General features: G+C 59.3%; 23 protein-coding genes and 3 pseudogenes. 8 read left to right on the plus strand and 18 right to left on the minus strand.

Annotated elements, in window-relative coordinates; all coding sequences use genetic code 11:
• Nucleotides 1-37 precede the first annotated feature (37 nt).
• From CRO62_RS01220 to CRO62_RS01255, 8 genes are all read left to right on the plus strand, one after another.
• Nucleotides 38-1,072, plus strand: coding sequence for an ABC transporter substrate-binding protein (locus CRO62_RS01220; RefSeq protein WP_097098844.1), 1,035 nt, complete (start codon nt 38-40; stop codon nt 1,070-1,072).
• Entirely contained in the window at nt 1,069-2,508 is a 1,440-nt protein-coding gene (hydA, locus tag CRO62_RS01225; protein ID WP_097098845.1) for a dihydropyrimidinase, read from the plus strand. Before CRO62_RS01220 ends, hydA begins: the two co-directional genes overlap by 4 nt.
• Nucleotides 2,499-3,260 carry an SDR family oxidoreductase gene (locus CRO62_RS01230; protein WP_097098846.1) on the plus strand — a complete coding sequence of 254 codons (762 nt, stop codon included), beginning with the start codon at nt 2,499-2,501 and terminating at the stop codon, nt 3,258-3,260. The genes hydA and CRO62_RS01230 overlap by 10 nt, the downstream gene beginning before the upstream one ends.
• Nucleotides 3,253-4,032 (plus strand): D-glutamate cyclase family protein, encoded by a 780-nt coding sequence (locus CRO62_RS01235; protein ID WP_097098847.1) that lies wholly within the window; start codon nt 3,253-3,255, stop codon nt 4,030-4,032. Before CRO62_RS01230 ends, CRO62_RS01235 begins: the two co-directional genes overlap by 8 nt.
• Nucleotides 4,029-4,463: a GlcG/HbpS family heme-binding protein gene (locus CRO62_RS01240; RefSeq protein WP_038497103.1), complete on the plus strand. Its 435-nt coding sequence runs from the start codon at nt 4,029-4,031 to the stop codon at nt 4,461-4,463. Before CRO62_RS01235 ends, CRO62_RS01240 begins: the two co-directional genes overlap by 4 nt.
• Complete coding sequence (locus CRO62_RS01245; protein WP_097098848.1) at nt 4,460-5,296, plus strand: ABC transporter ATP-binding protein; 837 nt, start codon at nt 4,460-4,462, stop codon at nt 5,294-5,296. The genes CRO62_RS01240 and CRO62_RS01245 overlap by 4 nt, the downstream gene beginning before the upstream one ends.
• Nucleotides 5,293-6,072, plus strand: coding sequence for an ABC transporter permease (locus CRO62_RS01250; RefSeq protein WP_038497106.1), 780 nt, complete (start codon nt 5,293-5,295; stop codon nt 6,070-6,072). The genes CRO62_RS01245 and CRO62_RS01250 overlap by 4 nt, the downstream gene beginning before the upstream one ends.
• A 281-nt stretch (nt 6,073-6,353) precedes the next feature.
• A complete protein-coding gene (locus CRO62_RS01255; RefSeq protein WP_038497109.1) occupies nt 6,354-7,340 on the plus strand; it encodes a hypothetical protein in 987 nt (328 codons plus the stop codon).
• Between the two features lie 327 nt (nt 7,341-7,667).
• Here the strand turns inward: CRO62_RS01255 and CRO62_RS01260 are convergent, their stop codons facing one another.
• The 18 genes and pseudogenes from CRO62_RS01260 to CRO62_RS27765 all read right to left on the minus strand — a co-directional run.
• Entirely contained in the window at nt 7,668-9,161 is a 1,494-nt protein-coding gene (locus CRO62_RS01260) for an HAL/PAL/TAL family ammonia-lyase (RefSeq protein ID WP_097098849.1), read from the minus strand.
• Nucleotides 9,158-9,973 (minus strand): quaternary amine ABC transporter ATP-binding protein, encoded by an 816-nt coding sequence (locus tag CRO62_RS01265; protein ID WP_097098850.1) that lies wholly within the window; start codon nt 9,971-9,973, stop codon nt 9,158-9,160. Before CRO62_RS01265 ends, CRO62_RS01260 begins: the two co-directional genes overlap by 4 nt.
• A complete protein-coding gene (locus CRO62_RS01270) occupies nt 9,966-10,823 on the minus strand; it encodes an ABC transporter permease (RefSeq protein WP_097098851.1) in 858 nt (285 codons plus the stop codon). Before CRO62_RS01270 ends, CRO62_RS01265 begins: the two co-directional genes overlap by 8 nt.
• A 74-nt stretch (nt 10,824-10,897) precedes the next feature.
• Nucleotides 10,898-11,929: an ABC transporter substrate-binding protein gene (locus tag CRO62_RS01275; protein ID WP_373694493.1), complete on the minus strand. Its 1,032-nt coding sequence runs from the start codon at nt 11,927-11,929 to the stop codon at nt 10,898-10,900.
• 90 nt (nt 11,930-12,019) lie between these two features.
• The gene (locus tag CRO62_RS01280) at nt 12,020-13,378 is read right to left on the minus strand and encodes a dihydroorotase (RefSeq protein ID WP_097098852.1); all 1,359 of its coding nucleotides are present in this window, start codon (nt 13,376-13,378) and stop codon (nt 12,020-12,022) included.
• Complete coding sequence (locus CRO62_RS01285) at nt 13,375-15,726, minus strand: molybdopterin guanine dinucleotide-containing S/N-oxide reductase (RefSeq protein ID WP_097098853.1); 2,352 nt, start codon at nt 15,724-15,726, stop codon at nt 13,375-13,377. Before CRO62_RS01285 ends, CRO62_RS01280 begins: the two co-directional genes overlap by 4 nt.
• Entirely contained in the window at nt 15,723-17,372 is a 1,650-nt protein-coding gene (locus CRO62_RS01290; RefSeq protein ID WP_097098854.1) for a urocanate hydratase, read from the minus strand. Before CRO62_RS01290 ends, CRO62_RS01285 begins: the two co-directional genes overlap by 4 nt.
• Nucleotides 17,369-18,685, minus strand: a complete 1,317-nt coding sequence (locus tag CRO62_RS01295) for a Zn-dependent hydrolase (RefSeq protein ID WP_097098855.1) — start codon at nt 18,683-18,685, stop codon at nt 17,369-17,371. The genes CRO62_RS01290 and CRO62_RS01295 overlap by 4 nt, the downstream gene beginning before the upstream one ends.
• The gene (locus CRO62_RS01300; protein WP_097098856.1) at nt 18,682-19,293 is read right to left on the minus strand and encodes a glutathione S-transferase family protein; all 612 of its coding nucleotides are present in this window, start codon (nt 19,291-19,293) and stop codon (nt 18,682-18,684) included. Before CRO62_RS01300 ends, CRO62_RS01295 begins: the two co-directional genes overlap by 4 nt.
• Nucleotides 19,293-20,390, minus strand: coding sequence for a DUF917 family protein (locus CRO62_RS01305; protein WP_097098618.1), 1,098 nt, complete (start codon nt 20,388-20,390; stop codon nt 19,293-19,295). The genes CRO62_RS01300 and CRO62_RS01305 overlap by 1 nt, the downstream gene beginning before the upstream one ends.
• Complete coding sequence (locus CRO62_RS01310; RefSeq protein ID WP_143539371.1) at nt 20,387-20,902, minus strand: IclR family transcriptional regulator; 516 nt, start codon at nt 20,900-20,902, stop codon at nt 20,387-20,389. The genes CRO62_RS01305 and CRO62_RS01310 overlap by 4 nt, the downstream gene beginning before the upstream one ends.
• A gap of 124 nt (nt 20,903-21,026) precedes the next feature.
• Nucleotides 21,027-21,659: an ABC transporter ATP-binding protein gene (locus tag CRO62_RS01315; protein WP_210201836.1), complete on the minus strand. Its 633-nt coding sequence runs from the start codon at nt 21,657-21,659 to the stop codon at nt 21,027-21,029.
• Nucleotides 21,660-21,731: 72 nt separating this feature from the next.
• Nucleotides 21,732-21,890 (minus strand): hypothetical protein, encoded by a 159-nt coding sequence (locus CRO62_RS27340; RefSeq protein WP_210201837.1) that lies wholly within the window; start codon nt 21,888-21,890, stop codon nt 21,732-21,734.
• A gap of 2 nt (nt 21,891-21,892) precedes the next feature.
• The gene (locus CRO62_RS01320) at nt 21,893-22,639 is read right to left on the minus strand and encodes an ABC transporter ATP-binding protein (protein ID WP_097098625.1); all 747 of its coding nucleotides are present in this window, start codon (nt 22,637-22,639) and stop codon (nt 21,893-21,895) included.
• Nucleotides 22,636-23,085 (minus strand): branched-chain amino acid ABC transporter permease, encoded by a 450-nt coding sequence (locus tag CRO62_RS27345; RefSeq protein WP_323455425.1) that lies wholly within the window; start codon nt 23,083-23,085, stop codon nt 22,636-22,638. Before CRO62_RS27345 ends, CRO62_RS01320 begins: the two co-directional genes overlap by 4 nt.
• Nucleotides 23,022-23,507, minus strand: a pseudogene (locus tag CRO62_RS27455) (branched-chain amino acid ABC transporter permease); the annotation flags it as partial. The pseudogene CRO62_RS27455 and the gene CRO62_RS27345, both read right to left, overlap by 64 nt.
• Nucleotides 23,504-24,371 (minus strand): annotated as a pseudogene (locus CRO62_RS01330) (branched-chain amino acid ABC transporter permease). The pseudogenes CRO62_RS01330 and CRO62_RS27455, both read right to left, overlap by 4 nt.
• Nucleotides 24,372-24,522: 151 nt before the next feature.
• A pseudogene (locus CRO62_RS27765) lies at nt 24,523-24,744 on the minus strand (hypothetical protein); the annotation flags it as partial.
• Nucleotides 24,745-24,764 lie beyond the last annotated feature (20 nt).

The following is a 24,764-nucleotide window of genomic DNA, read 5'->3' on the forward strand; positions in this document are numbered from 1 at the left end:
AATACCGTTTACAGGCAATATCAAAAAGGGGAACGCCATGCACAATTTTAACTCCACGCGTCGAACCATCCTCCAGCTCGGCCTCGCAGCGCCCTTTGTACTGACGGCGGGGCGGAGCTTTGCGGCAACGCCGGTCAAATTCTCGTTCTCTGCACCTTTCGACGGCTCAAACTCTCCGTTTCTTCTGGCTGAGAAGAATGGCTGGTATAAAGAAGCCGGTCTGGAATGCCAGTTTGATGCAGGTGGCGGCTCTGGTGAGGCTGCTTCTCGGACAGGATCGGGTGTTTATGACGGGGGCACCGTCGACATCAACAACGTCGCCGAATTCAACTCAAAGAACCCGACTGCAGAAATCAGGGCTGTCTATATGCTCTATTTCAAAAGCCCGCTCTGCGTCGCGACGCTTTCGAAAACCGGCATTACCAAGCCTTCCGACCTGATTGGCAAGACAATCGGCGCTGCGGCTCCGGATGGAGCCTATCGGCTGTTTTCGACCTACGCCAAGACGACGTCAATTGATCCTTCCACTATCAAGTGGAACATGGTGGGCCTCCAGCTGCGTGAGGCGGTGCTTGCCGGTGGCAGCGCGGACGCTATCCTGGGATTCGATTCCACCATGTATTTCGGGTTGGTCAAGGCTGGTATTGCGCCCGCCGACATCAAGTTCCTCTACTACGCCGACGCAGGCCTTGACCTCTATGGCAACGCAATTGTCCTGTCGAAGAAGTTCCGCACCACCAATCCTGAAGCTGCGAAGGCATTCGTTGCCGCCAGCGCGCGCGGATATCAGGCCGCTGCGGCTGATCCGAAGGCCGCCATCGCCGCTCTTAAAGATCACTCACCTCTGATCAATGCGACATTGGAGGAAGAAAAGCTGCGCTGGCTGGTAAAAAACCAGTTCACGACCGAGGAAACCATGAAGAATGGTCTCGGTGGCATTGACGCCTCACGCTTGTCAAAATCGATGATCGCGGTTGCTGAAGGTTTCGGACTGCCCTCCGTGCCCAAGGCTGAAGACCTGTTCGACGGCTCGCTCCTGCCCTCCGCCGACATACGGAAGCTGCCGGCATGAGCTATGACCTGGTGATCCGCGACGGGACGATCGTTACGGCGTCCGACGTGACGAAAGCCGATCTCGGCATCCGGGATGGCCGCATCGTAACGATTGCGGATCATATTTCCGGCGGCCAATCCGTCATCGATGCCAGCGGGCTGCTGGTCATGCCCGGTGGCATCGATGCCCATTGCCATCTCGACCAGCCTCAGGCGCCAGGACTGGCATCCAAAGGCGCGACAATGGCAGACGGGTTCCGATCCGGAAGTATCAGTGCCGCCTTTGGCGGCACGACAACCATCGTGCCCTTTTGCGTGCAACACCGTGGCGAGTCCCTGACCGCAGCCGCCGCGGACTATCACAGCCGGGCCGATGGCCAGTCGGTGATAGATTATGCGTTCCACCTGATCGTCAGTGACCCCTCACCCGCCGTTCTTGGCCAGGAGCTTCCAGCGCTTATCCGCCGCGGCCATACCAGCATCAAGGTCTACATGACCTACGATGCGATGGTTTTGAGCGATCGTCAGATCCTGGATGTCTTCGAAACCGCGCGCCGGGAAAAAGCCGTGATGCTGATTCACGCCGAAAACCATGAGATTATTGGTTGGCTGGCGGAACGGCTTGAACAGGACGGCCGCACCAAGCCGCTCGGTCATGCGCATTCCAGGCCGATGCCTGTGGAGCGCGAGGCGACGCATCGCGCGATGACACTGGCAGAGATTGCGGGCGTGCCGCTGGTCATCGTCCATGTCTCGGGCGGCGATCCGCTGGACGAAATCCGCCGCGCCCGCGCTCGCGGACACGTGGTGATCGCCGAGACCTGCCCGCAATATCTTCTGTTGACAGAAGACGACCTCGACATGCCCGACATGCTGGGAGCCAAGGCGATGTGCAGCCCGCCACCGCGCGATACCCAAGCACAGGCTGCACTCTGGCGGGGGATCGAAGATGGCACCATCGATATATTCAACTCCGATCATGCGCCCTACCGTTTCGACTCGGACGGAAAGTTGAAGGCCGGTCCTACTCCTACGTTTCGTGCAGTAGCAAACGGCATTCCCGGCCTGGAGACGAGACTGCCCATTCTGTTCAGCGAAGGCGTCGTCAAAGGTCGGATCGACTTGCAACGCTTTGTGGCGCTCACATCGACGAACAATGCCAAGCTCTACGGCCTGCATCCACGCAAAGGGACAATTGCTGTCGGTGCCGACGCTGACCTTGCGCTTTGGAACCCTGAGCGGCGCGTAACCATCACCAACAGCATGCTGCATCACAATGTCGACTACACCCCGTTCGAAGGGCTGGAGGTGCAGGGTTGGCCGGAGACAGTGATCAGCCGCGGCGAAATCATCATTGAGAAGAACGAACTCAGGGCAGAGCCGGGGCGTGGCCATTTCCTGATGCAGGAAACATCATCCGCCTGGAAGACGAGGGAGATCAAATCATGGATCTGAAGATTGCAGGAAAACGCGCGCTGGTTCTGGGCGGCAATCGCGGGATGGGGCTTGCGATCGCCAAAGCGCTTGCCGCCGAGGGAGTTGCCTTAACGATTGCAGCTCGCGACAAAAAGGCGCTTGCCCATGCGGCAAAAGAGATTGGCACTGCCGATACGATCACGGTCGACCTTTCCGATACGGCGTCCCTCGGAGCATTTGCTGCAAAGGTCGGCGATATCGACATCCTCGTCAACAATACCGGCGGCCCGCCTTATGGCAGCGCACTTGGCCGCGACCTTTGTGACTGGGAGGAAAGCTTCCGGAGTATGTCCCTTTCGGTCATAAGGCTGACAGATCTGTTCGTTTCTTCGATGCGCGCTAAAGGTTGGGGACGCGTCGTGACCGTTGTTAGTACCGGCGCGATACAGCCGATCCCTGTGCTCGGCATATCCAATACATTGCGGGCGGGGCTGATTGCCTGGTCGAAATCGCTTGCCCCGGAAGTCGCCAAAGATGGCGTGACGGTCAATATTCTCATGCCGGGCCGGGTCGCTACCGAGCGCGTGGCCTTGACAGACGACGCCACGGCCAAGCGGGAGAACATCTCCGTGGAGACAGTGCGCCAGCGATCCTTCGGACAGATTCCAGTGGGTCGATACGCCGAACCAGAGGAAATTGGGGCGGCGGCCGCATTCCTGTGTAGTGGTGTCGCATCCTACATCACGGGATCCGTTATCAGGGTCGACGGAGGGTATGTCCGTCATGTCTAACAGGAGCGCGGTCGAGACCGGATCAGACGTACGTTTGGCGGCCCGCTCTGGCTATGCTGGTTTTACCGTTGGGCGCGCTCCGGGTTACGTGCAGGCTAATGTCTACATCGTGCCCGACCCATTTGCCCAAGACTTTCTGGCATTCTGTCACGCTAACCCCGTGGCGTGCCCAATTCTCGGCAGAGGCGAGACGGGCTCGTACTCCATGCCTGCTCTCGGCCGAGACATCGATATCAGAACGGATTTGCCGTCCTTTCTCATACATGAGCAAGGCCTTGAAAGATCGGCAGGAGACGTCGTCGATCTGTGGCAGGACGATTTCGTCGTTTTTGCCGTTGGATGTTGGCTAGGCGCAGAGGGTGCGCTCGCGAAAGCTGGCATCCGTATGCGTCACCGCGAACTTGGTCGTCAGGACGGGCTTTACCGTACGCGCCTCGCCGCCACCTCCGCGGGACGATTTCACGGACCGCTGATCGTTTCGATGCGTCCGTTTCACAAAGAGGACGTCGATCGCGTGATTGCCACGACGGCAAGAACACCGCTCAGCCATGGAGCTCCTCTCCACATTGGTGATCCAGCCGAACTTGGGATCGAGGCTCTCGATAAGGCCACTTGGGGAGATGTCGTTCTTCCCGACGAGGATGAGTCTGCTGTGTTCTGGCCCTGCGGTCTGACTGCTCTGCAGGCGCTCAAAAACGCGGAGATACCGATTTTTATCAGCCATGCGCCGGGCGCCATGCTCGTGACCGATCTCAAGGAGGTTTTTGCATGACCATTGTTCGCCCAACACTCAAACTGACGCATCGTGGCGCCATGCTCGTCCTCAATGCAGCTATCGAGGCTGCGCAGGCAATGGGGGTCCCGCAATGCATCGCGATTGTTGATGAGGGCTGCAATCTTTTGTCGTTCATCCGGATGGATGGCTCGCGCGTCCTGTCCATCGAGAGCGCCACCCGCAAGGCGATGACCGCTGCAACAACAGGGCAGCCCACCGGTGGCATTGCCGCCGACAAAGCGCTTCTTCTTGCAGAAGCGACGTCTGGCCGGATGACCAACCTGCTTGGAGGCCTGCCACTGATTGCCAACGGTCATATCGTCGGCGGTATCGGCGTCGGCTCCGGCACGGGCGAACAGGACCTCGAAATCGCCAAAGCTGCCGTCGCGGCCTTCGAGCGTTCTATGCACGGAGGGACATCAGCATGACAGCCACGGATCTTGCAACACACCAGACAAAAAGAATTGCACAGCTTGAAAACGTGCAGGTCCGGTTCGGCAAGGGAGACAATGCGTTCCTCGCACTGGATCGCACCAATCTAGTTGTTCATCCTGGCGACTTCGTAGCGATGGTCGGTCCGTCCGGCTGCGGCAAATCGACGATACTGAAGCTTGTCGCCGGCCTGCTCCGTCCGACCGAAGGAGTGGTCTTCGTGGCAGGACGAGAGGTGGGCGCCGAGAAGGTTGGCATTGGCATGGCGTTCCAGAACCCGACCATGCTGCCCTGGCTGACGATCCGGCAGAATATCATGCTGCCACTCAAGATCGTTAAACCTTACGCCGATACGTTCCGGCGCGACAAGCACACGACTTTCCGCGACCGGGCCGACGCACTTCTCGCCAAGGTCGGCCTTACCGGCTTTGGCGACCGGCGACCCTGGGAACTGTCTGGCGGCATGCTGCAGCGTGCTAATCTTTGTCGGGCGCTCATCCACTCTCCTCAGCTGTTGATGCTGGATGAACCGTTCGGTGCACTCGACCAGTTTACCCGTGAGGAACTTTGGTCCGTGCTACAGGATCTCTGGATCGAGACCAAACCCACTGTCTTCCTCGTAACCCATGACCTGCGAGAGGCGGCCTTTCTTGCGAGCCGGATCCTGGTCATGAGCGCGCGCCCGGGTCGGGTCACCGAAGATCGAGAGGTGACATTCGCCCGGCCACGCACACTCGAAACGACGTTCGAAGCTGAATTCACCGACCTCACGAATGATCTGCGGCGCATGATCTTTGCAGCGCGCCAGAGCAAGGAGATAACCGCATGAGCATCTCCAGAAAATCACAGGAAAACCTGAAGGCGGCTGGTTTCATCGTCGCACTGTTTGCGATCTGGGAGATTGCCTGTGTTGTCTTTGAGATTAGTCCTATCGTGCTACCGCGACCAAGCGCGATCTTTTCGACGCTGTTCGTGCAGATGCCTGCCCTGTGGCCCCACATCGTCCAGACGCTCGTCACAACGATGATCGGTTTCCTGCTGGGTACCGTCATCGGCCTGGCGCTCGGTGCCTTCGTCGGTATTTCGCGAACAGCCTACAACGTTGCCTATCCGCTGCTGGTCGGATTTTCATCGATCCCCAAGGTGGCAGTGGTGCCGATCTTTGTTCTCTGGTTTGGGTCAGGGACGGTTCCGGCCGTTCTGACCGCGCTGACGACCTGCATTTTCCCGATCGTCGTTAACGTGGCGACCGGCCTTGCCACCACTGAGCCAGAAATGGAGGACGTCCTGAAAGCCCTCGGGGCAAGCCGCCTCCAGGTGCTGTGGAATGTCGGGCTGCCCCGAGCGATGCCCTACTTCTTCGCGTCTCTGAAGGTTGCCATCACGCTTGCCTTCGTCGGAACGGTCCTTTCGGAAACAGTCGCCGCCAACCGGGGCATCGGGACCGTGATGATGATGGCGACCTCAAGCTTCGACGTGCCACTTGCCTTTGCGGGGCTATTCGCACTCGCGATCCTCGGGATCACGCTTTACGCCGTCTTCGCCGTCATCGAACAGCGTGTCTGTGGCTGGGCCAGCCGGAAGAACGAGTTCGCGATGACCTGACTGAAGTACGGTCTTCGGAAGACGCTTCAGCCCTAAAAGCTTTGTTGGCCAGATAAATTTGCCGTAACGCGCAGTCCTTCGGATGCGCGCACGGAGAGATATTGCGTTTTTTGGGGTGGGTCTGTCCGCGCGCCCTGTTCACGAGGCTCGGAGCGACCGGATGTCGGCGTTCCAAGGCAGCGTCCTATCCCTCCGGGCTGAGCCGGGGCGGGACGAACAAGTCGAGATGCGACGCCATTTCTCGCGTTTCGTAAGCAACCACGTTCCCAACGGAGAAACCCATGACATTGAACCCTGCAGATGGCTACCCATTCACACCCTACCACTACGCTGAATATGCCGGCAATCGAGACCAGCAGGCCGAGCAATATGTTCTCGACATCGACTCGACTATGCGGGCCTGCTATGGGCCCAATATCTACAATATCGGGCGGAACATTTTTCCCATCCTCTATGCGGAATCCACCTTCGACGGCGGGCGCTATACGCTGGTCAAGGACGCCCATTCCTCTTACACCTACCAGAACGTTGACGCGGTCTACGACCAGGTGAAAGCAATCTGCCATATCCCGCTTGGCATCTTTTCGATCGTATCCGCCTATTTCGAGTATCCGGCCAACAGGCAATGGCAATCCGCGCTGCAGGACTATCGCGGCAAGGTTCAACTTGTCCGGGACAATCTGGACCGCCTTCATCTCGTCGGATTCATGCTTGCCGCCTGCCGCGGTATTCTGGATGGATCTTTGACTTACATGCAGGCCATCACCGGGAATGGAACGCTCTCGGCGGAGACCTTCGCCACATATGCCCGTGCGCTGACCGACCACATCGCGTTCTGCCAGGAGCAAGCCGCCAAGGATCAGGTCGCTGTGATGACCCGCGTGTTGGACAGCTGGAAAGCCATGATCGGCCAGGACGAATGGGACAAGATGTATGTCGTTGTCAGCGCTATCTGGACGCTTAGCCAGGAAAGCGCCCATGAACTCATCATCAAGGCGACCATGAAGCAGGAGCTAAGGGAGACTCATGTGATAGTCAGCGAGGCGGTCCCAACCCTGGATGATGCGAAGACACTGCTCGGCCGCATCGTCGGAGACCGCATCATGTCGGAATTGGTCTTCGATCCCAATGGTGGCGTGGTAGGTAAGGAGAACATCTACTCGCTATCAACCCGCAGAGACTTGCTATCCCAGGCGATCGAGAAGATCGTCGGTGATGTCGCGTCCGGGTCAGTGGCTGCCACATCCGGTTGTCCGCATATGGCCTGACCAGAAACTGAAGGCGCGCGTCGGTGGTTTCTGCGGATCTGCGCCTTGCCTGATGGAGTATGGGGAAGAAATTTCCTTTCTCATACTCCTTTTGCCGATGCGCTGGGGAGGGAGCAGCCGCAACTGCGCCTATCTCCGGAGCCGCAGTTGCGCCGGGCACGGTTACCCCGGCAGGCAGAAATATCCAGATACAGCATCCGCGCACGCCATTCTCGTCAATGCCCAACGGCAATTACCTCTCGCAAGCCTATGGGGGTGACTGCCGTCGGCGACGAATTCTCGCTGTGGCTGCTATTTTGCCGATTATTGATATTGGCACCTACCGACTCAGAAAGGCTCCAAGTCCCGTTGCATGAGATCTTTCATCGCCTCGATATCATCACCAATAGGACGGTCATCTGCATAAAATGGGATCTCGGCCCTGATCATTTGTCTCAACTTGGATGTTTCGATAGCCGGTTGCTTCCCGTTGCCCTGCAAATCATATGCCTGCGTTGCGGCTAAAAGCTCGATTCCCAAAATTGTTTCCAAGTTCTCCAGGATCGTCAAGCTTTTCAAAGCGGCTGGCGTGGAGTGGGTCAAAATATCTTCCTGCAGGGCGGCTGTGACGCCGCCGTCGAGGCTTGCCGGTGCCGAAAGGCGCCGATTGTCCCCTGCCAGGGCGGCGGCGGTCAGTTGAACAACCTGAAAGCCCGTGCATTTCCCATTGTCGCCCGTCAGAAATGCCGGCAAACCGCTCACCAGTGGGTTGATCAACCGGTCGATCCTTCGCTCGGAAATCGCTCCGAGCATTGCCGCGGCGGTCGAAAGTCCGTCCATGGACAACGCCACGGCAGCGCCAACCGCGTGAGCCTGCGAGTGTACCAAAGGCGCGTCCGGTGTGCCGGTGACCGCCGGATTGTCGGTAATACTCGACAGCTCTCGGTTGATCACGCGGCCGATATCCTCAAGCTGATCCACCACCGCGCCGTGGATTTGCGGTATGGCTCTGAGGCTTAACGGATCTTGCGTGCGCCGACCCGCCATTTCAGCCAGTATAGGGCTGCCGTTCAGGTAAAATCGCAGCCTCGCTCCAACCTCCTGCAATCCCCACGACTGGCGCATGGAAAGCGTTTCCATTTCAAATGTGCCGGCCTGGTTGCCCAGGTTTTCGTAGGTCATCGATGCTGCCGCATCGGCCCAGCCAGCCAGCCGGTTTGCCCGATCCAGCGCCACACACGCAATTCCGGTCGAACAAGCGGTGCCGTTAATGAGGCTCAAGCCTTCCTTCGCCTCAAGGACAAGCGGTTGCCAGCCGATCTCGGCCAAAGCGGCTGCACCGTTCAGCTTCTTGCCGCGGTAGAGCACCAACCCCCCACCAATTATCACCAGAGCGACTGCCGCCGCATGGGTCAGATATCCGACAGAACCTTTCGATCGAACAACCGGAATGCAATCCTGTATCAGCATGGTGCAGAGCAGTTCGACGAGTTCGATGCGTACGCCGGACTTGCCGAGAGCGAAATTATTGACCATCGTCGCCATGACGGCGCGTGTCTCGACCCTCCCCAATGGTTCGCCAACACCGCAGGCGTGGCTCATGATGATGTTGCGCGATAGGGTCTGCTGGTCTGCGCGATCGATGATCACGTCACAAAGAGCGCCGACCCCGGTGTTGATCCCGTAGCCGCGAATGCCTTTTTCCACGATCGCTTCGACAAGTCCGCGGGCATAGCATATCCTGTCGCGAGCGTTCTGCGAAAGCGCGATGTCGGCACCCGAGGCAACCGCTGCAATCTGGCGCCAGGAGAGTGGGTGATCTATGACGACGGGGTCAGTCATGCTGGAACCTGTTTTCCTTTGACGAAACGAGCAACGTAATCGTTGGCGGGGTTGGCGAGGATGGCGCTCGGGGTGCCGACCTGAACAACCTGACCGTCCTTCAGAATTGCGATTTCCGAGCCGATCTTAAGGGCTTCGTCCAGATCGTGCGTGATGAACACGACCGTCTTGGACAGGTTCTTCTGCAAGTCCAGCAATTGGTCCTGCATGTCCGAGCGGATCAGCGGATCGAGAGCGCTGAATGCCTCGTCCATGAGTATAACCTCAGTATCGGCCGCAAGAGCACGAGCCAGACCAACGCGCTGCTTCATTCCGCCCGAAAGCGAATACGGGTATCTGTCCTCGTATCCAGACAGACCAACCACATCGATCCACTTCCTGCCTATTTCACGTGCAGCGTCCTCGGGAGTTCCCCGTATGCGCTGTCCGTAAATGACGTTCTGCAGCACAGTACGATGCGGCAAAAGCCCAAAACTCTGGAAGACCATGCTGACACGATGCATGCGGAAATCGCGTAGCTGCCCAGGTTTCAGATCCAGGATATTTTTGCCGTCGAAAAGTATTTCCCCAGTGGTCGGTTCGATCAGTCGGTTAATGTGGCGAACCAGCGTCGATTTCCCCGACCCGGACAACCCCATGATAACAAAGATCTTGCCGGCCGCGATTGACATGCTGACTTCGTTGAGGCCGACGGAGCATCCACACTTTGCCAATACCTCCGTCTTGTCCGAACCATCGCGGATCATTTTCAGCGCCGTTTTCACGTCCTTACCGAAAATTTTCGAAACGTTGCGAATTTCGATGTCAGCCATGTTCGGCCTCCTCCCGTTTGGAGCGGCCGAAGCCCTGTGTGATCCTGTCGAGCACGATTGCAAGGATGACAATCCCGATCCCCGCCTCGAGCCCTTTGCCCACGTTCAGCGCTTGAATCCCATTGAGCACCTGTTCACCCAGCCCGCGTGCTCCGATCATCGAAGCAACAACGACCATTGAAAGCGCCATCATGATCGTCTGGTTGAGACCAGCCATGATCGTCGGGACCGCGAGCGGAAGTTCGACACCAAACAGGATTTGGCTCCGGCTTCCGCCGAATGCAGTCGCCGCCTCGACAACTTCCTTGTCCACCTGGCGGATACCGAGGTCGGTCAGGCGGATGAGCGGCGGAACCGCATATACGATGGTTGCCAGAATGGCGGGCACCTTGCCGAGGCCGAAAAGCATGAGAGCAGGAATGAGATAGACGAAGCTCGGCATCGTCTGCATGACGTCGAGCACCGGCAGGACCACAGACCGCATCAACCTGGATTTGGCGACCGAAATGCCGACCGGGATGCCGATCACGATCGAAACCACGGTTGCCATCAGCATCAGCGCCAATGTCTGCATCGTCAAATCCCAGAGGCCGAGCATGCCTCCAAGCATCAACAGAAGCCCCACCATCAGGGTAAGGCCGATTCGATGCGAACTCTGCCAAGCCAAGCCCATGAACACGGCGAGGATGACCCACCAGGGCAGCCCGCGCAGGATCCATTCGAAGAATAGAACGCCTTGCAGAATTGCGTTGGAGATTGCCTTGAAGACCCCTCCATAGTTGACGACGAGACCTTGAACGAATGCGTTCACGGGAGCCGCGATAGATATATGTAAACTCTCTGGGAACATGAGGCTTTCTTTCGCCGGTTGTCACCCTGCACTGCGACAGTACGTTGTGCAGGGTGACGATTTCGTCGGACTGGTTATTTCAGGCTTGCTGTAATTTTCGCCTTTGCCTGCGAAGAAACCCACGAGCCCCAGACGTCTGTTTTGTTCTTGAGGAAATAAGCCGCCGCCGCCGCGCCATCCAATTGCTTGTCTGTCATATAGGCGAGCGTTGCATTGACTTCCGATAGCGGTATGGTCGCTTTTTCAAGAACGGCGACGATCTCCGGAGCGGCTTTGGCAAACTCGGCGTTCACGCCATAGGTGACGGCGACGCTCGGAAAGGCACAGGCCTGGTCGCGGTTGCCGGTCACGCTGCTGAGTTCCTTCCAGCATGCGTCGCTGTAGGATGGTTCTTCGAGCTGCACGAGCTTGTACTTGCCCATGACAGCGGTCGGTGACCAGTAGTAGAAAAGCAGGGGTTCGCCCTGTGCGTAAGCCGAAGCAATCGCCGCGTCCAAAGCCGTGCCCGTGCCGGGACGGAAATTGGTATAGTCCTTGGTCAGATTGTAGGCTTCAAGCTTGGCGCTGCTGATCGCCTCGCAAGACCATCCGGAAGGGCAATTCAGGAAGCGACCCTTGGAGGGTTCTTCGGGATCAGCAAAGATTGCCATCATTTTCGGGTCTGCAAGCTGTGACACGCTCTTCAGGTCCGGAGCCACAGCATTGATGCCGCGGGCTTTATCGCCGTGGATCACATAGTCAGGAACGAACCAGCCCTCGGAGGCGCCAACAAACGGCTGCCCAGCATTGATGACCGTACCTTTCGCGATGGCTTCGTTCCAGACATCGCTTCGCCCGACCCATTGCTCGGCGAAGATCTGGATGTCGTTGGTCACTGTGGCATGTTCGAGGACCACCGACGTGCCAGGGATAGATTCCACAGCGCAGTCATAACCTTTGGCCAGAACCGTCTTCATAACCTCTGTAATGAAGGAGCCGCTTTCCCAGTCAAGACCGGCGAACTTGACCGTTTTGCCAGCCTCGCAATAGGAGGCCGCGGAGCTGGTGCCGGCCGAAGCCACGAGCATCAGACTTGAAATAACAAGAGACGTCCTTAGCATTTTCATCGAGTTTCCCTTCTGGAAGTGGAGTTTTGTGTTTTTATTGACGTCACCGCCGCATCGAGTGGCGAGGCAGACTTCGCGATCGAATCGACACTACGAATTCACGGGTTTGACGAAACGGCCGCTTCCGGGTTCAGAGCTTACCGTCTTGCCGTCGAACACGACCTTTCCACGAAGGAACGTCGCGATCGGCCGATAGGGAAGCTCGATGCCCTCATAGGGGCTCCAGGAAACGAAGTTGTGGCCGCTGGCGGCCGGATCGTAGAGGTGAGGGTCATGCGCAATGACGACCAAGTCTGCATCGTGACCCGGCGAAATCGAACCTTTTTGGTGCCCGATCCGAAACAGCCGCGCAGGGTTGGATGCCAGCAGGCGCGCAGCCCATGTAACAGGGAGATCGCGCTCGGTAAGACCTTTCAGCAGGAGCGGGTAAAGGGCTTCGAGCCCTGGAACACCGGACGCGTTCTTCAGCATGTCAGGGTCAGTCTTGCGATCCTCCGACCAACTGACGTGGTCGGTCGAGACGACGGTCACGTTGCCGGCGGCAAGATGTTTCCACAGCTTGTCCACCTGTTCCCGGGGACGTATCGGTGGATTGATTTTTGCCTTTCCGCCCAGCCTTTTGACGTCGTTCTCCTCGTCCAGAATGAGGTAGTGAATGCAGGCCTCAACCGTTGCATCATACCCCTGTTGGCGGTAGGCACTGCAGAGATCGTAGCCGCGGCCGACCGAGCAATGGACGACATGAGCGGAGCAACCGCTCTGTGCGCCCAGCTCATAGACTTCGGCCATTGCCAGCGTTTCGGTGACAGGCGGTCGCGACATGCCGTGGGCGCGATAGTCACGAATGCCAGACGCATCCACCCCGGCGATCGCGGCGCGCACCATTTCATCATTCTCGTTGTGAACGCCGGCAGCCAGGCCATGCTTGGCAATCTCGGAAAAGCAGGCATAGAGCGTTTGCGGCGCAATACGGGGGAACCGCTTGGAATCGGTATTGAAGGTCGAGAACTTGAATGCGGATACGCCTGCCTTGACCATGCCCGCGATTTCCTTCGGACCATCCTCCGGGGCGATCGTTCCGTAAAGCGCGAAATCGACACGCGCTTGCGCTCCGGCCTCGGCTGCCTTCTGGCGGACCCGATCACCATTGCAAACCAGGAACGCCGCGTCGTACGGCATGTCGACGATGGTGGTCACGCCGCCGGCCGCCGCGGAACGGGTAGACCAGATAAAGTCTTCCTGGTCCTTCTGCGAGCGAGAATGGACCTGCGCATCGATTGCGCCCGGCAGCACATAGGCACTGCCGAAATCATGCCGCTCGACGGCGGAGGGCGCCGGACCGGCACCCACCCGTTCGGTGACGCCGGCGCGAATGGCGACATAACCGTTGTCGATAACCCGGTCCGACAGCACGATCCGTCCGGTTACAACCATATCAAAGTCAGTCATTGGGTATCCTCAGTCGTCGAACTTGCATTGCGGGGGACGGTCGGTGGCGGCCGGCGGATCGTTACGTCTGGCGGTTCGTCCTGGTAGAGCGACACGTCGACAAGCGTGGAGTTGCAACTGGACCCCTGCGCCAACCGCGATGTGCCGCGGTCAGGCGTGAGGACGTTAGGGTTGCCGTGTTTCTCGAGTGATCCGGATGTTTTCGGATCCGAAGGGTCATACCAGGCGCCGGTCGGGATCTGGACTACGCCGGGCAAAACCGCCTCGGTCAGGACGGCCCCTGCGAGGCACGCGCCCCGGTTGTTGAAGACCCGCACCACGTCTCCCTCTTTTATTCCTCTTGCATCTGCATCTTGCCTATGGAGCAGAAGGCGCGCGCGGCCGGAGACCTTCGCGGCAAGGCTGACAGAGCCCTGATCCAGTTGGCTGTGAAGCTTGTCCGCGGGCTGCGGCGACAGGAGGTGCAAAGGGAACAGCTTGGCCGATGGGCTTCCCAACCACTCTTGCGGCTCTCGCCACACCGGGTGACCTGGGCAATCGTCATAGCCGAAAGCGTCGATCGTCTCCGAAAACAGTTCGATCAACCCGGATGGCGTCTGGAGCGGATACTTTTGAGGATCGTTTCGGAAATCTAAGAAAAGCGTGCTTGTGCTGATCTTGCGCTCGGCCTCGAAGTGTCCAAGGGCCCAGAAGGAGTCGAAATCCGGTAGCGTCACGTCGCCGACAGCGGCTCGTTGTTTCGCCTCGTTATAGAGCGTGCGTATCCACCCGGCTGCGTCTCGTCCACCGGTGAAATCTTGCTCGCGCTGAAAACGCATGGCGAGAGACCTGAAGATCGAGAAGTCGTCGCGAGCCTGACCGACCGGCTTGATGATCTGCTTCATCGCGAGCGCGAGGTTCTCCCGGTTGGCAAATGCCAGGTCTTCCCGCTCGAGCGTCGTGGTTACCGGAAGGACGATATCGGCATGGCGCGCAGTTGCGGTCCAATAGGGTTCGTGGACAATGACCGTTTCAGGCCGCTGCCATGCTTCCGCGAGCCGGTTCAGGTCCTGGTGGTGGTGGAATGGATTGCCACCGACCCAGTAGACGAGCCGGATGTCGGGATAGGTCAGCGTCCTGCCGTCGAACGCGAACGCCTTTCCCGGGCTCTCCAGCATATCCGCCAGCCGGGCGACCGGGATCACCTGACCGATCGGGTTGTTGCCCTGCGGGAGCGACGGCCATTTGAAGCCAAGCTCCGCACGTCCGGCGCCGTTCGTGGAGGAATAGCCGAAGCCGAAGCCTCCGCCCGGTAGCCCGATCTGGCCCAGCATCGCGGCGAGCGCGACGGTCATCCAATAAGGCTGTTCGCCGTGATCTGCGCGCTGTATGGCCCAGTTGACCATGATCATCGTCCGCACCGCGGCCATATCGCGCGCCAGTGCCCGGATGAAGTCCGGTTCGACCCCGCAGACCGCCGCGGCCCATCCCGGAGTTTTTGCCGCGCCGTCGGTCTCGCCGAGGATGTAGGCACGTAACTTTTCAAACCCGACACAGTAACGCTGCAGAAAATCGACGTCGTGCAGTTCTTCCATGAGAAGAGTATGGGCGATCGCTAACATCATCGCGGTGTCGGTATTCGGCCTGAGTGGCACCCACTCAGACTCGACACCCTCTGGACCGTCGTCACGAACCGGTGAGATATTGACAAACCGGACGCCGCTCGCCCGGGCGTTTTTCATGGCTGACAGCACTTCGTGCCGGCCAAGTCCGCCGGCCTGAACCTGTGCGTTACGCTTTGGGATGCCGCCGAAGCAAACGACCAACCGTCCCTCGTTGGCGATGCCGTCCCAGGTCGAATGACTGCCTGTGAGGCCGTTCATGCTGCCGATGATATGCGGGAGCAAAACTTCGCCGGCAGCATACGAGTAGGAATTGACGGAACCGGTATAGCCCCCGATCGTATTCAGGAACCGATGTAGCTGGCCCTGTGCGTGATGAAAGCGCCCAGCACTCGCCCAGCCGTAAGAACCCCCGTAGATGGCGCCGTTGCCGTGCTCGTCGCACACACGCTGCAGCTCGCCCGCCACCAGATCGAGCGCTTCATCCCATTCGAGTTCCACGAACGGGTCCGCGCCGCGGCGGCCTGCCGCACGTGATCCCTTTCGCTCCAGCCATTCCCGGCGAAATGAAGGTTTGCTAACCCGAAGCGGTCCATCTACCGCGCCAACAAAGGATTGCCCGATCGGCGACGGGTCTGGATCCCCAGCCCAGGGCTCTACAGCCTTCAGACAACCGTTCTCGGTCTCAACCAAATAGGTTCCCCAATGGGTCGCCGTCAGTTGACTGTTCGACGTGGGAGTGGTCACCGAACGCTCCCTTGCAACTGTTCGGCGATGCCGATGCCTGCCTGCCGAGCCTTCGTGCGTGCTGTTTCGTATCCGGCGCTTGCGTGACGAAGCACGCCCATGCCGGTATCATTGTCCATCACCCGTGCCAGGCGGCTGGCGGCGTCCTGCGTGCCTGTTGCGATAGTGGTCACGCCCGCCGACTGTGCCCAGTTGCCCATTCCGTGCAGGGCCACGAGATCGGCGCCAGATGCGCAATTGAGCAATGCGTTCAAGATCGGCCAGTCCGATATGGCGTCCGAGCCATCGGCCATGTTTTCCGTCTCGCGATGCGGCAAGGTTGCTGAGCCTGAATCAAGATGGTCACGCGTAAACGCAATCGGACCCTTCAAAGCACCCTTTGCGACCAGATCATTGACGGCGAGTGCCAGCTGTTTGCGTTCCCCAAGACCAAGCCAGCCTATGCGAGCCGGTAGCCCGGTGAACTGGACGTGATCGCGGGCGGTGCGGATCCAGCTCGATATGCGATGGTCTGACGGGAACATCTGCAGGATCAGATCGTCGATCGCGTGGATGTCCCCCGGCTCGCCGGATGCGGCGATCCAGCGAAATGGCCCAATCCCCTCGCAAAACAGCGGGCGGATGAAAAGTTCGATGAAGGACCCAAAGCCGAATGCCTCTTCCAGTCCGCCCTGTTTCGCATATTTTCGCAGATTGTTGCCGTATTCGAAGACCAGAGATCCGCGCTCCTTCAGCCTCAGCATCGCTTTGACGTGCATGGCAAGGGTCGCGCTGGACTGCTGCTTCAGGGAGTCGGGATTGGATTGGCGTAGGTCCGCGGCCTGATTGGTGCTCATGCCGGATGGCACATAGCCGGCGACGGGATCAGCGATGGTCTGGTCGGTGACGATATCCGGCGTGATCTCCCTCGTGACCAATTCCGACAGGACGTCGGCAATGTTTCCCACGAGGCCCACGGACAGGCCCTCGCCGGCACTGCGCGCCTCGTCACACCATGCGAGTGCCTCGTCGAGGCTGTAGGTCAGTCGCTGGCAATATCCGGTGTCGACGCGACGTTGAATGCGCCTCGCATCGACCTCGACGACGAGCGTGGCCGCGCCTGCGAGTTGCCCCGCGAGCGGCTGCGCGCCGCTCATCCCTCCGCATCCTCCCGTGACGATCAGCCGGCCTTTGAGCGAACCGTCGAAATGAAGGCGGGCAGCGGTCATGAATGTTTCATAGGTCCCCTGAAGGATGCCCTGGCTGCCGATATACTGCCATGCTGCAGCGGTCATGCCTGGCATGATCGTCAAACCCTTGCGCTCAAGGGCGCGGAAGTCGTCGTCTCCTGCCCAGCCGCCCACCACGTTTCCGTTGGCCATCAAGACGAGCGGTGTCGTTCCTTGCGAGGGGAACAGGCCGACAGGGCGACCCGATTGCATGATCAGTGTCTGGTCCTCCTCCAGACGTTTCAGCGCCGCAACCGCTTGGTCGAAGCTCTCCCAGTCGCGCGCGGCTTTTGCCCAGGACATGTAGATCACGAGGTCGGCCGGGTTCTCGGCGTTCTCCAGATTGTTCTCCAACAGGCGCAGGATGGTTTCCTGCCGCCAGCCCTTGCACCGCAGGTCTGGACCGCGCATCGCTTGAAAGCTGCGTTCACTTTTCATTGGAGTTCCTTGCATTGTGTCTGCTGCTGACGCGATTGATTGAAAGCTTGGTCGGCGTCGACGCGCAGCAGTGTTTCCAGAAGGATTGCCGCACCGTTGGCGCATTGCTGGGCCGGGGTCCACTCCTCGGGGCAGTGGCTGCGACCTTCCCGGCTGGGAACGAAGACCATTGCTATAGGCGCCACCTGCGCGACGAAGGAAGAATCGTGCCCTGCCCCGCTTGCCATCGACAGCGTCGACAATCCCAGATCAGATGCGGCCATACGCATATGATCGCGCAGGCGCTGGTCACAGTGGGCCGGCAACGAATCCGACAATTGACGAAACACCGCTCGTTCGACCTTTGCTGTGGTCGCCGCATGCAGGCTCGCTTTGTCGATCGTCGCGACAAATTCGGAAAGTTGCGCTGCGTCCTCAGCCCGGGCCTCGACAATCAGGCGAGCGAGCCGTGGTACGACATTGGCTGCGTTAGGCTCTACTTGGATTGCTCCTGTCGTTGCTATGAAATAGCCCCTCCCCGCTGCTGCGAACTGCTCACCGGATGAGCGAACCGAACTGATGGTCGATGCCGCTGCCACCAGCGCGTCGCGCCTCAGGTCGAACGGCGTTGCTCCGGCATGATCCGCGGCCCCGAGAAACTCGATCTCCAGACGAACGATACCGACAATACTGGAAACGATGCCCAGGTCGGTGCCACTGCTTTCGAGAACGCGTCCCTGTTCGATGTGAAGTTCGAGAAAGGCTGCGAGATCCGAGCGTCGAGCCAGGAACAATTTGTCAGGCTGTCCGCCGATCCGAGCTATTGCCTGCCCCAGCGTCTCACCCTGCGAATTCTCAAACGGAAGGAAATGCTCCGGCAGGTGTCCCGACAGCGCCCTGCTGCCGACGCACGAGAGGCCGTATTCACTCGGCTCCTCGGCCAGAAAGTCGATTATTTCGATCGGGTGACGCGTATGGATATTACGTTCGCGCAGGGTGCGGATGACCTCCAGTCCAGCGAGCACGCCGAGAATGCCGTCAAATCGACCTCCGGATGGCACTGTATCCGAATGCGAGCCAATCGCGATCGGCGGAAGATCCGGCTCGCTCCCCTCCAGACGGCCGATCAGATTCGCGGCGGTGTCGTAAGACACGCTCATCCCAGCTTCGCGGAAGCGATTTTCGATCCAAGACCGTCCCTCCAGAAAGCAGGAGCTGAACGAACGGCGCGTATAGGGGCGACCCGGCTCCGTTATATCGGCAAGGGTCATCAGGTCCTGCCAGAGCCGATCCGCATTGACAGCCGAATTGGAAGTTGGATCACGGACAGTCATTGTTGGCCTCCGGCGACCAGCGCTTCGTAAGCAGGCAGCGCCTCGAAGCGAGCAATCCACGCTTGGACATTCGGCCAGGTCGACAGGTCAAACCCACCTTCGGGCGACAGACGGATGTAAGGGTAGAGAGCAAAATCCGCAGCACTCAGACCATGATCATGAAGCCATTGATGTTCGCCGAGTGCCCTTTCGACCGGCGCCAGGGCCGCTGCGACGATGCCGTGATAGTGCGAGATCACCTCGGCTTGCGCATCCGTCTGGCCGGTCATCGCATAGAACCGTGGATACGCCAGAAAACGGCCTAGATCGGCCTGCTCGTAGAACAGCCATGCGGTGACGGCGGCGCGCCCCTTCGGGTCCTGCGGAAGGAGATCCGTTCCTTCTGAGAAATGCAGCAGGATCGCGCCGGATTCGCTCAGATGCGTTCCGTCCGGCAGCCCGACGACGGGGACGCGTTGAAAACGACTGAGCTTCTCAAAATCGGCACTCTTATGCGTGCCCTCCGCGAGATTCATCGTCACCCGTTTGAACGGGAGACCCAGGTGACGTAGGAGCAGGCGAACCTTCCAGGCGTTGCCGGAAAGCTTGCTATCGTAAAGCGTGATCATTATTCGGAGACTTCACTATTCGTTTCAAGGTAGGAAAACAGATCGACACCGAGGGCTTCCTCGACCTCCGCAAAAACGCTTGGATCGAGGGCGCCCTTGCCCAACGGGAAACCTGAGCGATTGGCGACGACGATGGAAACCTCAGCACCTTCCGGAAGCTGGGCAATGGCGATCGGATCACCCGTAACCGGGTCGAGCGATCCGATCATGTCGGGAAACGTCGCGACCCGCTGGCCATCGCGATCCGCGGTCATGAATTCATTGTAGATCCCAAGAACAATTTCGCGTGCGCCATCCGATATCACCAGCCGCCCGACGTCGAAGCCATTGCGGTAAACCACGCTGTTCTCGAGCACGGTACCGGTAACCAGAACGTCGCCCTTCATGAAATCGGCGGCGGCGCGGATCCGAGCGCTGCCAGGCGCTGCTTCCAGCATAGCTTTGCCAAGGTCGACCTGGAAACTGATTGCGCCCAGGGCAGCATTCGCAGCCACGAATGAGGTTTCGTATGGCCCTCGGGCAGAGGCGACCAGCCCGCCGCTGATGATGGCGGCGTGGCGCATCACTTGCGAGGTCTTGACCAAATTGCCTTGCGCGATCACCGAGATTTTCGAGCCGGTTTCCGTGTAGCCGGCCTGGGCGACCTGATACAGAAACGCATCCGACTTGGATGCCAATCCCATGCCACCCATCTGGACAGTCGGGTGACCGCGTCCGTTGGCTGCTGCATCGATATATGGAATATCGAGAGCGGCTGCGACGAGCCAGCCATTGAAGCCCGGGACATGGCCGCAAATGACCCCGTCCGGCTTTTTCCCGAGCCTTTCGATGAGAGACCGGGCGGCATCGACATGATCGCGCAAAACAAGTTCCGGCTTGGCAAATCCAGGAGCACCGACCGAAGTGGAGATAAGGACGTAGCCATCTGGATCCAGCGCATCGACGGAGACCAGGGAGATGTCGCCATAGCCAAGCGCGACTTCCGCCGCAAGGTCATGCCGCTCCAGCGAGCGGGCCACACCGCTGCCGCCTGCGGAAAGCAGGAGACCCCCAATCATTGCAGGCTCAACGTCTTGCCGCGTCAGCTTCCGTTTCATTTCAAACCTCTTTGGCGGGTTTCAGGCGGGTTTTTCCCGGCCCATGCGGGTGCCCCGAGATGGGACGACAGGTCCTGTGCTTCCGCGACCAGCCGATCGCCTGTGCGCGCAATGAAGGTCTCATCGACGCGGTAGCTGGGGCTGGTGACACTTAGGGCGGCAATGATCTGGGCGTCCGCGCCATAAACGGGTACAGCCACAGCGGTTACGTCCGGTTCGAGCGTCGTGGTCCGGAGGGAAAAACCGTCCGCGTTCACCCTGCCGGCAATCGCATCGCCTATCGCCGTTCCATCAAGCGGGACAGATCGGCCGATCCAGTTGTCGTGACGCACGGAGTGGCGGCTTGCCACCTGGCGAAGATACAGAACCTGCCCGTCATTGGTGGGAATTGCCAGATTGGCCGATTCCCCAGTCACACTGGCCAGACGCTCCAGATATTCCTCGGCGACATCGTAAAGCTCCACCCCATGCAGTGCGACGACACCGATCCGCAGCAACCGTCCGCCTGGCATGTAGCGGCCATCGGCAAGCCGACGTATAAACCGGGAGGCTTCGAGTGTTCCGAGCAACCGCGAAACGGTGCTTAGCGGAAGATCGACGGCACGCGCGGCTTCCGTAAGCGTAATGGTCTTCTGTTCAGCGCTGAAGCATCCGAGAAGATCGAATGCACGCTCGACGGACCTGACCGTCGCACGGTCCTGACTCCCGCCATCCCGCTTGGTCGTTTCCGTTTTTTTTCATCGTCCATGGGGGTCTCCTACTACGCCCTGGGGACTGAACTGCCGCTTGCTTCGGCGGTGTCGAGCCCGAGATAGGTTCCAAAGAAATTTTCCGTCCGCGAATCTCCGCCGGCGTACCAGCACCGACGACTCGCCCTGAGGAGAGGACAACGACCTGGTCGGCGATATCAAGTGCGCGATCCGTGTTTTGCTCGACCAGAACGATCGCCAGCCCTTCGGACTTCAAACGGGAAATGGTCTCCAGGCAAAGGTCGATCATCTTAGGCATCAGGCCGAGCGACAATTCGTCGACCAAGAGCACTTTCGGCGATGTCATCAGGGCGCGCCCGATGGCCAGCATCTGTTGCTCGCCCCCGGACATCAGGCCTGCTGTCTGGCTCCGTCTTTCCGCAAGACGTGGAAAGAGACTGTAAACCCGCTCACGGAGCTTGCGCGCCTGCGCGCGACTCTGCGAATATCCGCCGACGGTCAAATTGTCCTCGACGCTGAGGTCATTGAAGAGCCGGCGGCCTTCCGGAACGACGGACATGCCGAGAAAGGGACGGTGTTGCGGCGGGCCTTCCGGTTATGTCCTCGTCATCAAGCCTGATCGTGCCGGCGCTCACCCGCACATGGCCCATGGCGGCCATGATGGTCGATGTTTCCCCGCTCCATTGGAACCGAGAATGGCGAGAATTTCTCCCTTGCCGACGGTAAAGCTGACCTCGGCAGCAGCGATGACCGCGCCGTAACCACATGTGAGATTGTCGATCGTCAACATTGTCAGTGCCCTCCGAGATAGGCGGAGCGAACGTCTGGCCGTGCCATCACGTCGGCGGGCTCGCCAACCGCCATGAGGCGTCCCTGATCGAGGACGGCCAGCCGCCCGACGATCCGCATCACCTCGGCAAGCCGATGCTCCACGAGCACGATTGTCAGGCCGTCACGGTTCAGGCCGATGATCAAATCTCCAAGCGTCGTGGCCTCGCTTTGATTGAGCCCTGCCAGAGGCTCGTCGAGCAGGAGGATATCCGGATCGAGAGCCAGTGCACGGGCCACTTCGAGACGCTTCAACTGCCCCAAAGGCAAGAGACCTGCGGCTTTGTGAGCGACATCCGCAAGACCGACGCTGCCAAGGAGGTGCATGGCCCGCTGGGACGACGACGCCCGGTCGCGGTGAAGCAGGCTGCTGACGGGCGATCGAGTCATCCTGTGGCCGGCAGCCAGCATGACGTTCTCGACGGTCGTCATCGACCGAAACGGTCTGACGATTTGGTGCGTCATTGCGAGGCCCGCGCGTGCGCGCCTGTCGACCTGCGCGCGCGTCACATCCTTGCCGTTCAGTACAATCGTGCCGGACATCGGCTGCACGATGCCGGTCAGCAACCGCAGGAATGTTGTCTTGCCTGCGCCGTTCGGTCCGATCAGTCCAAGGAGCTCACCCTTTTCGACCGCTAGCCCGACGGCCTGCACGGCCTTTATTCCGCCGAACGAAATGCTGACGCCCTTGGCTTCCAGTATCGCCGTCATGCTGCGGCCCTCCTGTGCAGGGACCGACCGGCTTTTGCCAGGCTTGCCGTGACAAGACCAGCAAGTCCAGCCGGGCTGAACCGCATGACGAGCACCAGCATGACGCCGAAAATCAGTTGCCTGTAATCTCCGGCGAAACGGAAAGCTTCAGGAAAAAGCGTCAGCAGCACCGCACCGGCAAGGACGCCCCAGACCGACCCGATGCCGCCGATGACGACCATGGCGAGGATCGAGACCGACACAAGAAAACTGAAGGCATCAGGCGTAATGAATCGTGCGTAGTAGCAATACAAACCACCGGCCAATCCCGAGAGCGCGCTGGCGATAAAGAACGCGGCCAGCTTGAAAGCGGGAAACCGGTATGGCGATGCGCGCGCGCCGCGTGTTCGTCCTCGGCAATCGAGATGAAGGCGAATCCCAGCCAACTCGATTTGATGTAGATGCAAAGCGCAACCGTCGCGAGAACGAGTGCGACGATCAAAGCCACGAAACCGTATTGGCCGAGACCGTGGGCCGGAATGCCCGCGAGGCCCACCTCTCCCCCCAGGAACGCGTTCTTGCGCACGATCCCGAGAAAGAGAAAATTGACAGCAATCGTCGTCACGGCGAGGAAGTCGTGTCTGACGCGCAACGACACCAGCCCGATCACCACGCCGCAAATACCAACAAACAGCGTCACCACGGGAAGAACCGCCCAGAGGGGCCAGCCGGCAAGTGCCAGAAGCGCCGTTGAATAGGCCCCGATACCGTAGAAGGCCGCTTGACCGAGGCTGATCTGACCGCAGAATCCCGCGATGACATTCAGTCCCATCGCAAGGATGACATTGATCCCGATCAGAGGAACCAAACTGACGAGATAACCGCTCATGCCGCTGCCCTCCGGACAAGACCTTCGGGGCGAAGCATCAATGCGGCGATGAGGCAAATGGCAGCAATGGCGTCCCGATCAAGGACATGCGTTAGGAAAACCGTTCCGAACGATTCAGCGACGCCCAGCAGCAGACCGCCGACCAGAGCTCCCGGCATGCTGCCAAGTCCTCCGAGAACGATGATGGCGAGCGCCTTGTAGCTGACGACCATGCCCATATCGGGCTCGACATAATTGTTGAGAAGAGCGATCAGCGCCCCTGCGATACCGGCGAAAGCCGAACCGATGGCGAAGTTGAGATAATGAACCCGGGGAATGTCGATGCCGAACGTCGCCGCCATCTGAGGATTTGCAAGCGTCGCGCGCCATGCAACGCCGGTTCGGGTCAGGCCAACGAACAGTCCGAAGCCGATGAGGATCACCGCCGCACTCACGAGCATCACCAGTTGCAGGATGCCGATCGTGAGATTGCCAATGCCGACTGTCATATACAGATAGGGGTTGTCGTTGAACGAAAGTCCGAGATTTCCGAACACGATCCTGAAAGCATCCTCGCACAGGATCAGCAGTCCCACCGAGGCGACCAGTGGTACGAGCGGAGGGCGCGAGAGCAACGGTGCGTAAATCACCTTGTAGATCAGCATGCCCGTCAAAGAGCACACCAGGATCGCTGTCGGAACGCCGAACCAAAGCGATCCGGTAAGGTTGGTGATGACGACTGACATAAGCGCCGAGGGTGAAAACAGCGGCATGCGCGATATGTAGAATCCGCATCAGCCCGTAAATCAGGGTGAGGCCGAGGGCCATGAGCGCGTACATGCTGCCATAGACCAGGCCCTGGGTGGCCAGCTCGATATAATACATGGCTTGCTCCCGAGGGGCGTTGAGAGAGGGTTGAAGCGTCCTGCGGCGATGCAATCAGTTCGCGATGTCGGTCACGAAGACGAATTTTCCTTTTCTTAACTTCGATCACAGGCGTCGGAAGCTGCGCCTCGCGCTCGGGGCTAAAGGCGGCCAGTGCCCCGTAGAAATGCGGAAAATCCTTCGTCGATTGCAGAGCGTTCCGAACTTTCGAGGGATCGGTCGAATTTGCGCGCTTGGAGGCATCGTTCAAAAGCATGAAGGCTGAATAGACAGCAGCAGCCACAGACGGTGATTCAGCACCTTTCGCTTTCAGCGCTTCCATCAGATGCTGAAAGCTCGCATCCTGATTGTCACGGTTGAGCCCATTGATCACATAGACGCCTTCGGCTGCCT

Origin of the sequence: Rhizobium sp. AN6A, from assembly GCF_900215635.1 — a bacterium.
Lineage (GTDB): Bacteria > Pseudomonadota > Alphaproteobacteria > Rhizobiales > Rhizobiaceae > Agrobacterium > Agrobacterium tumefaciens.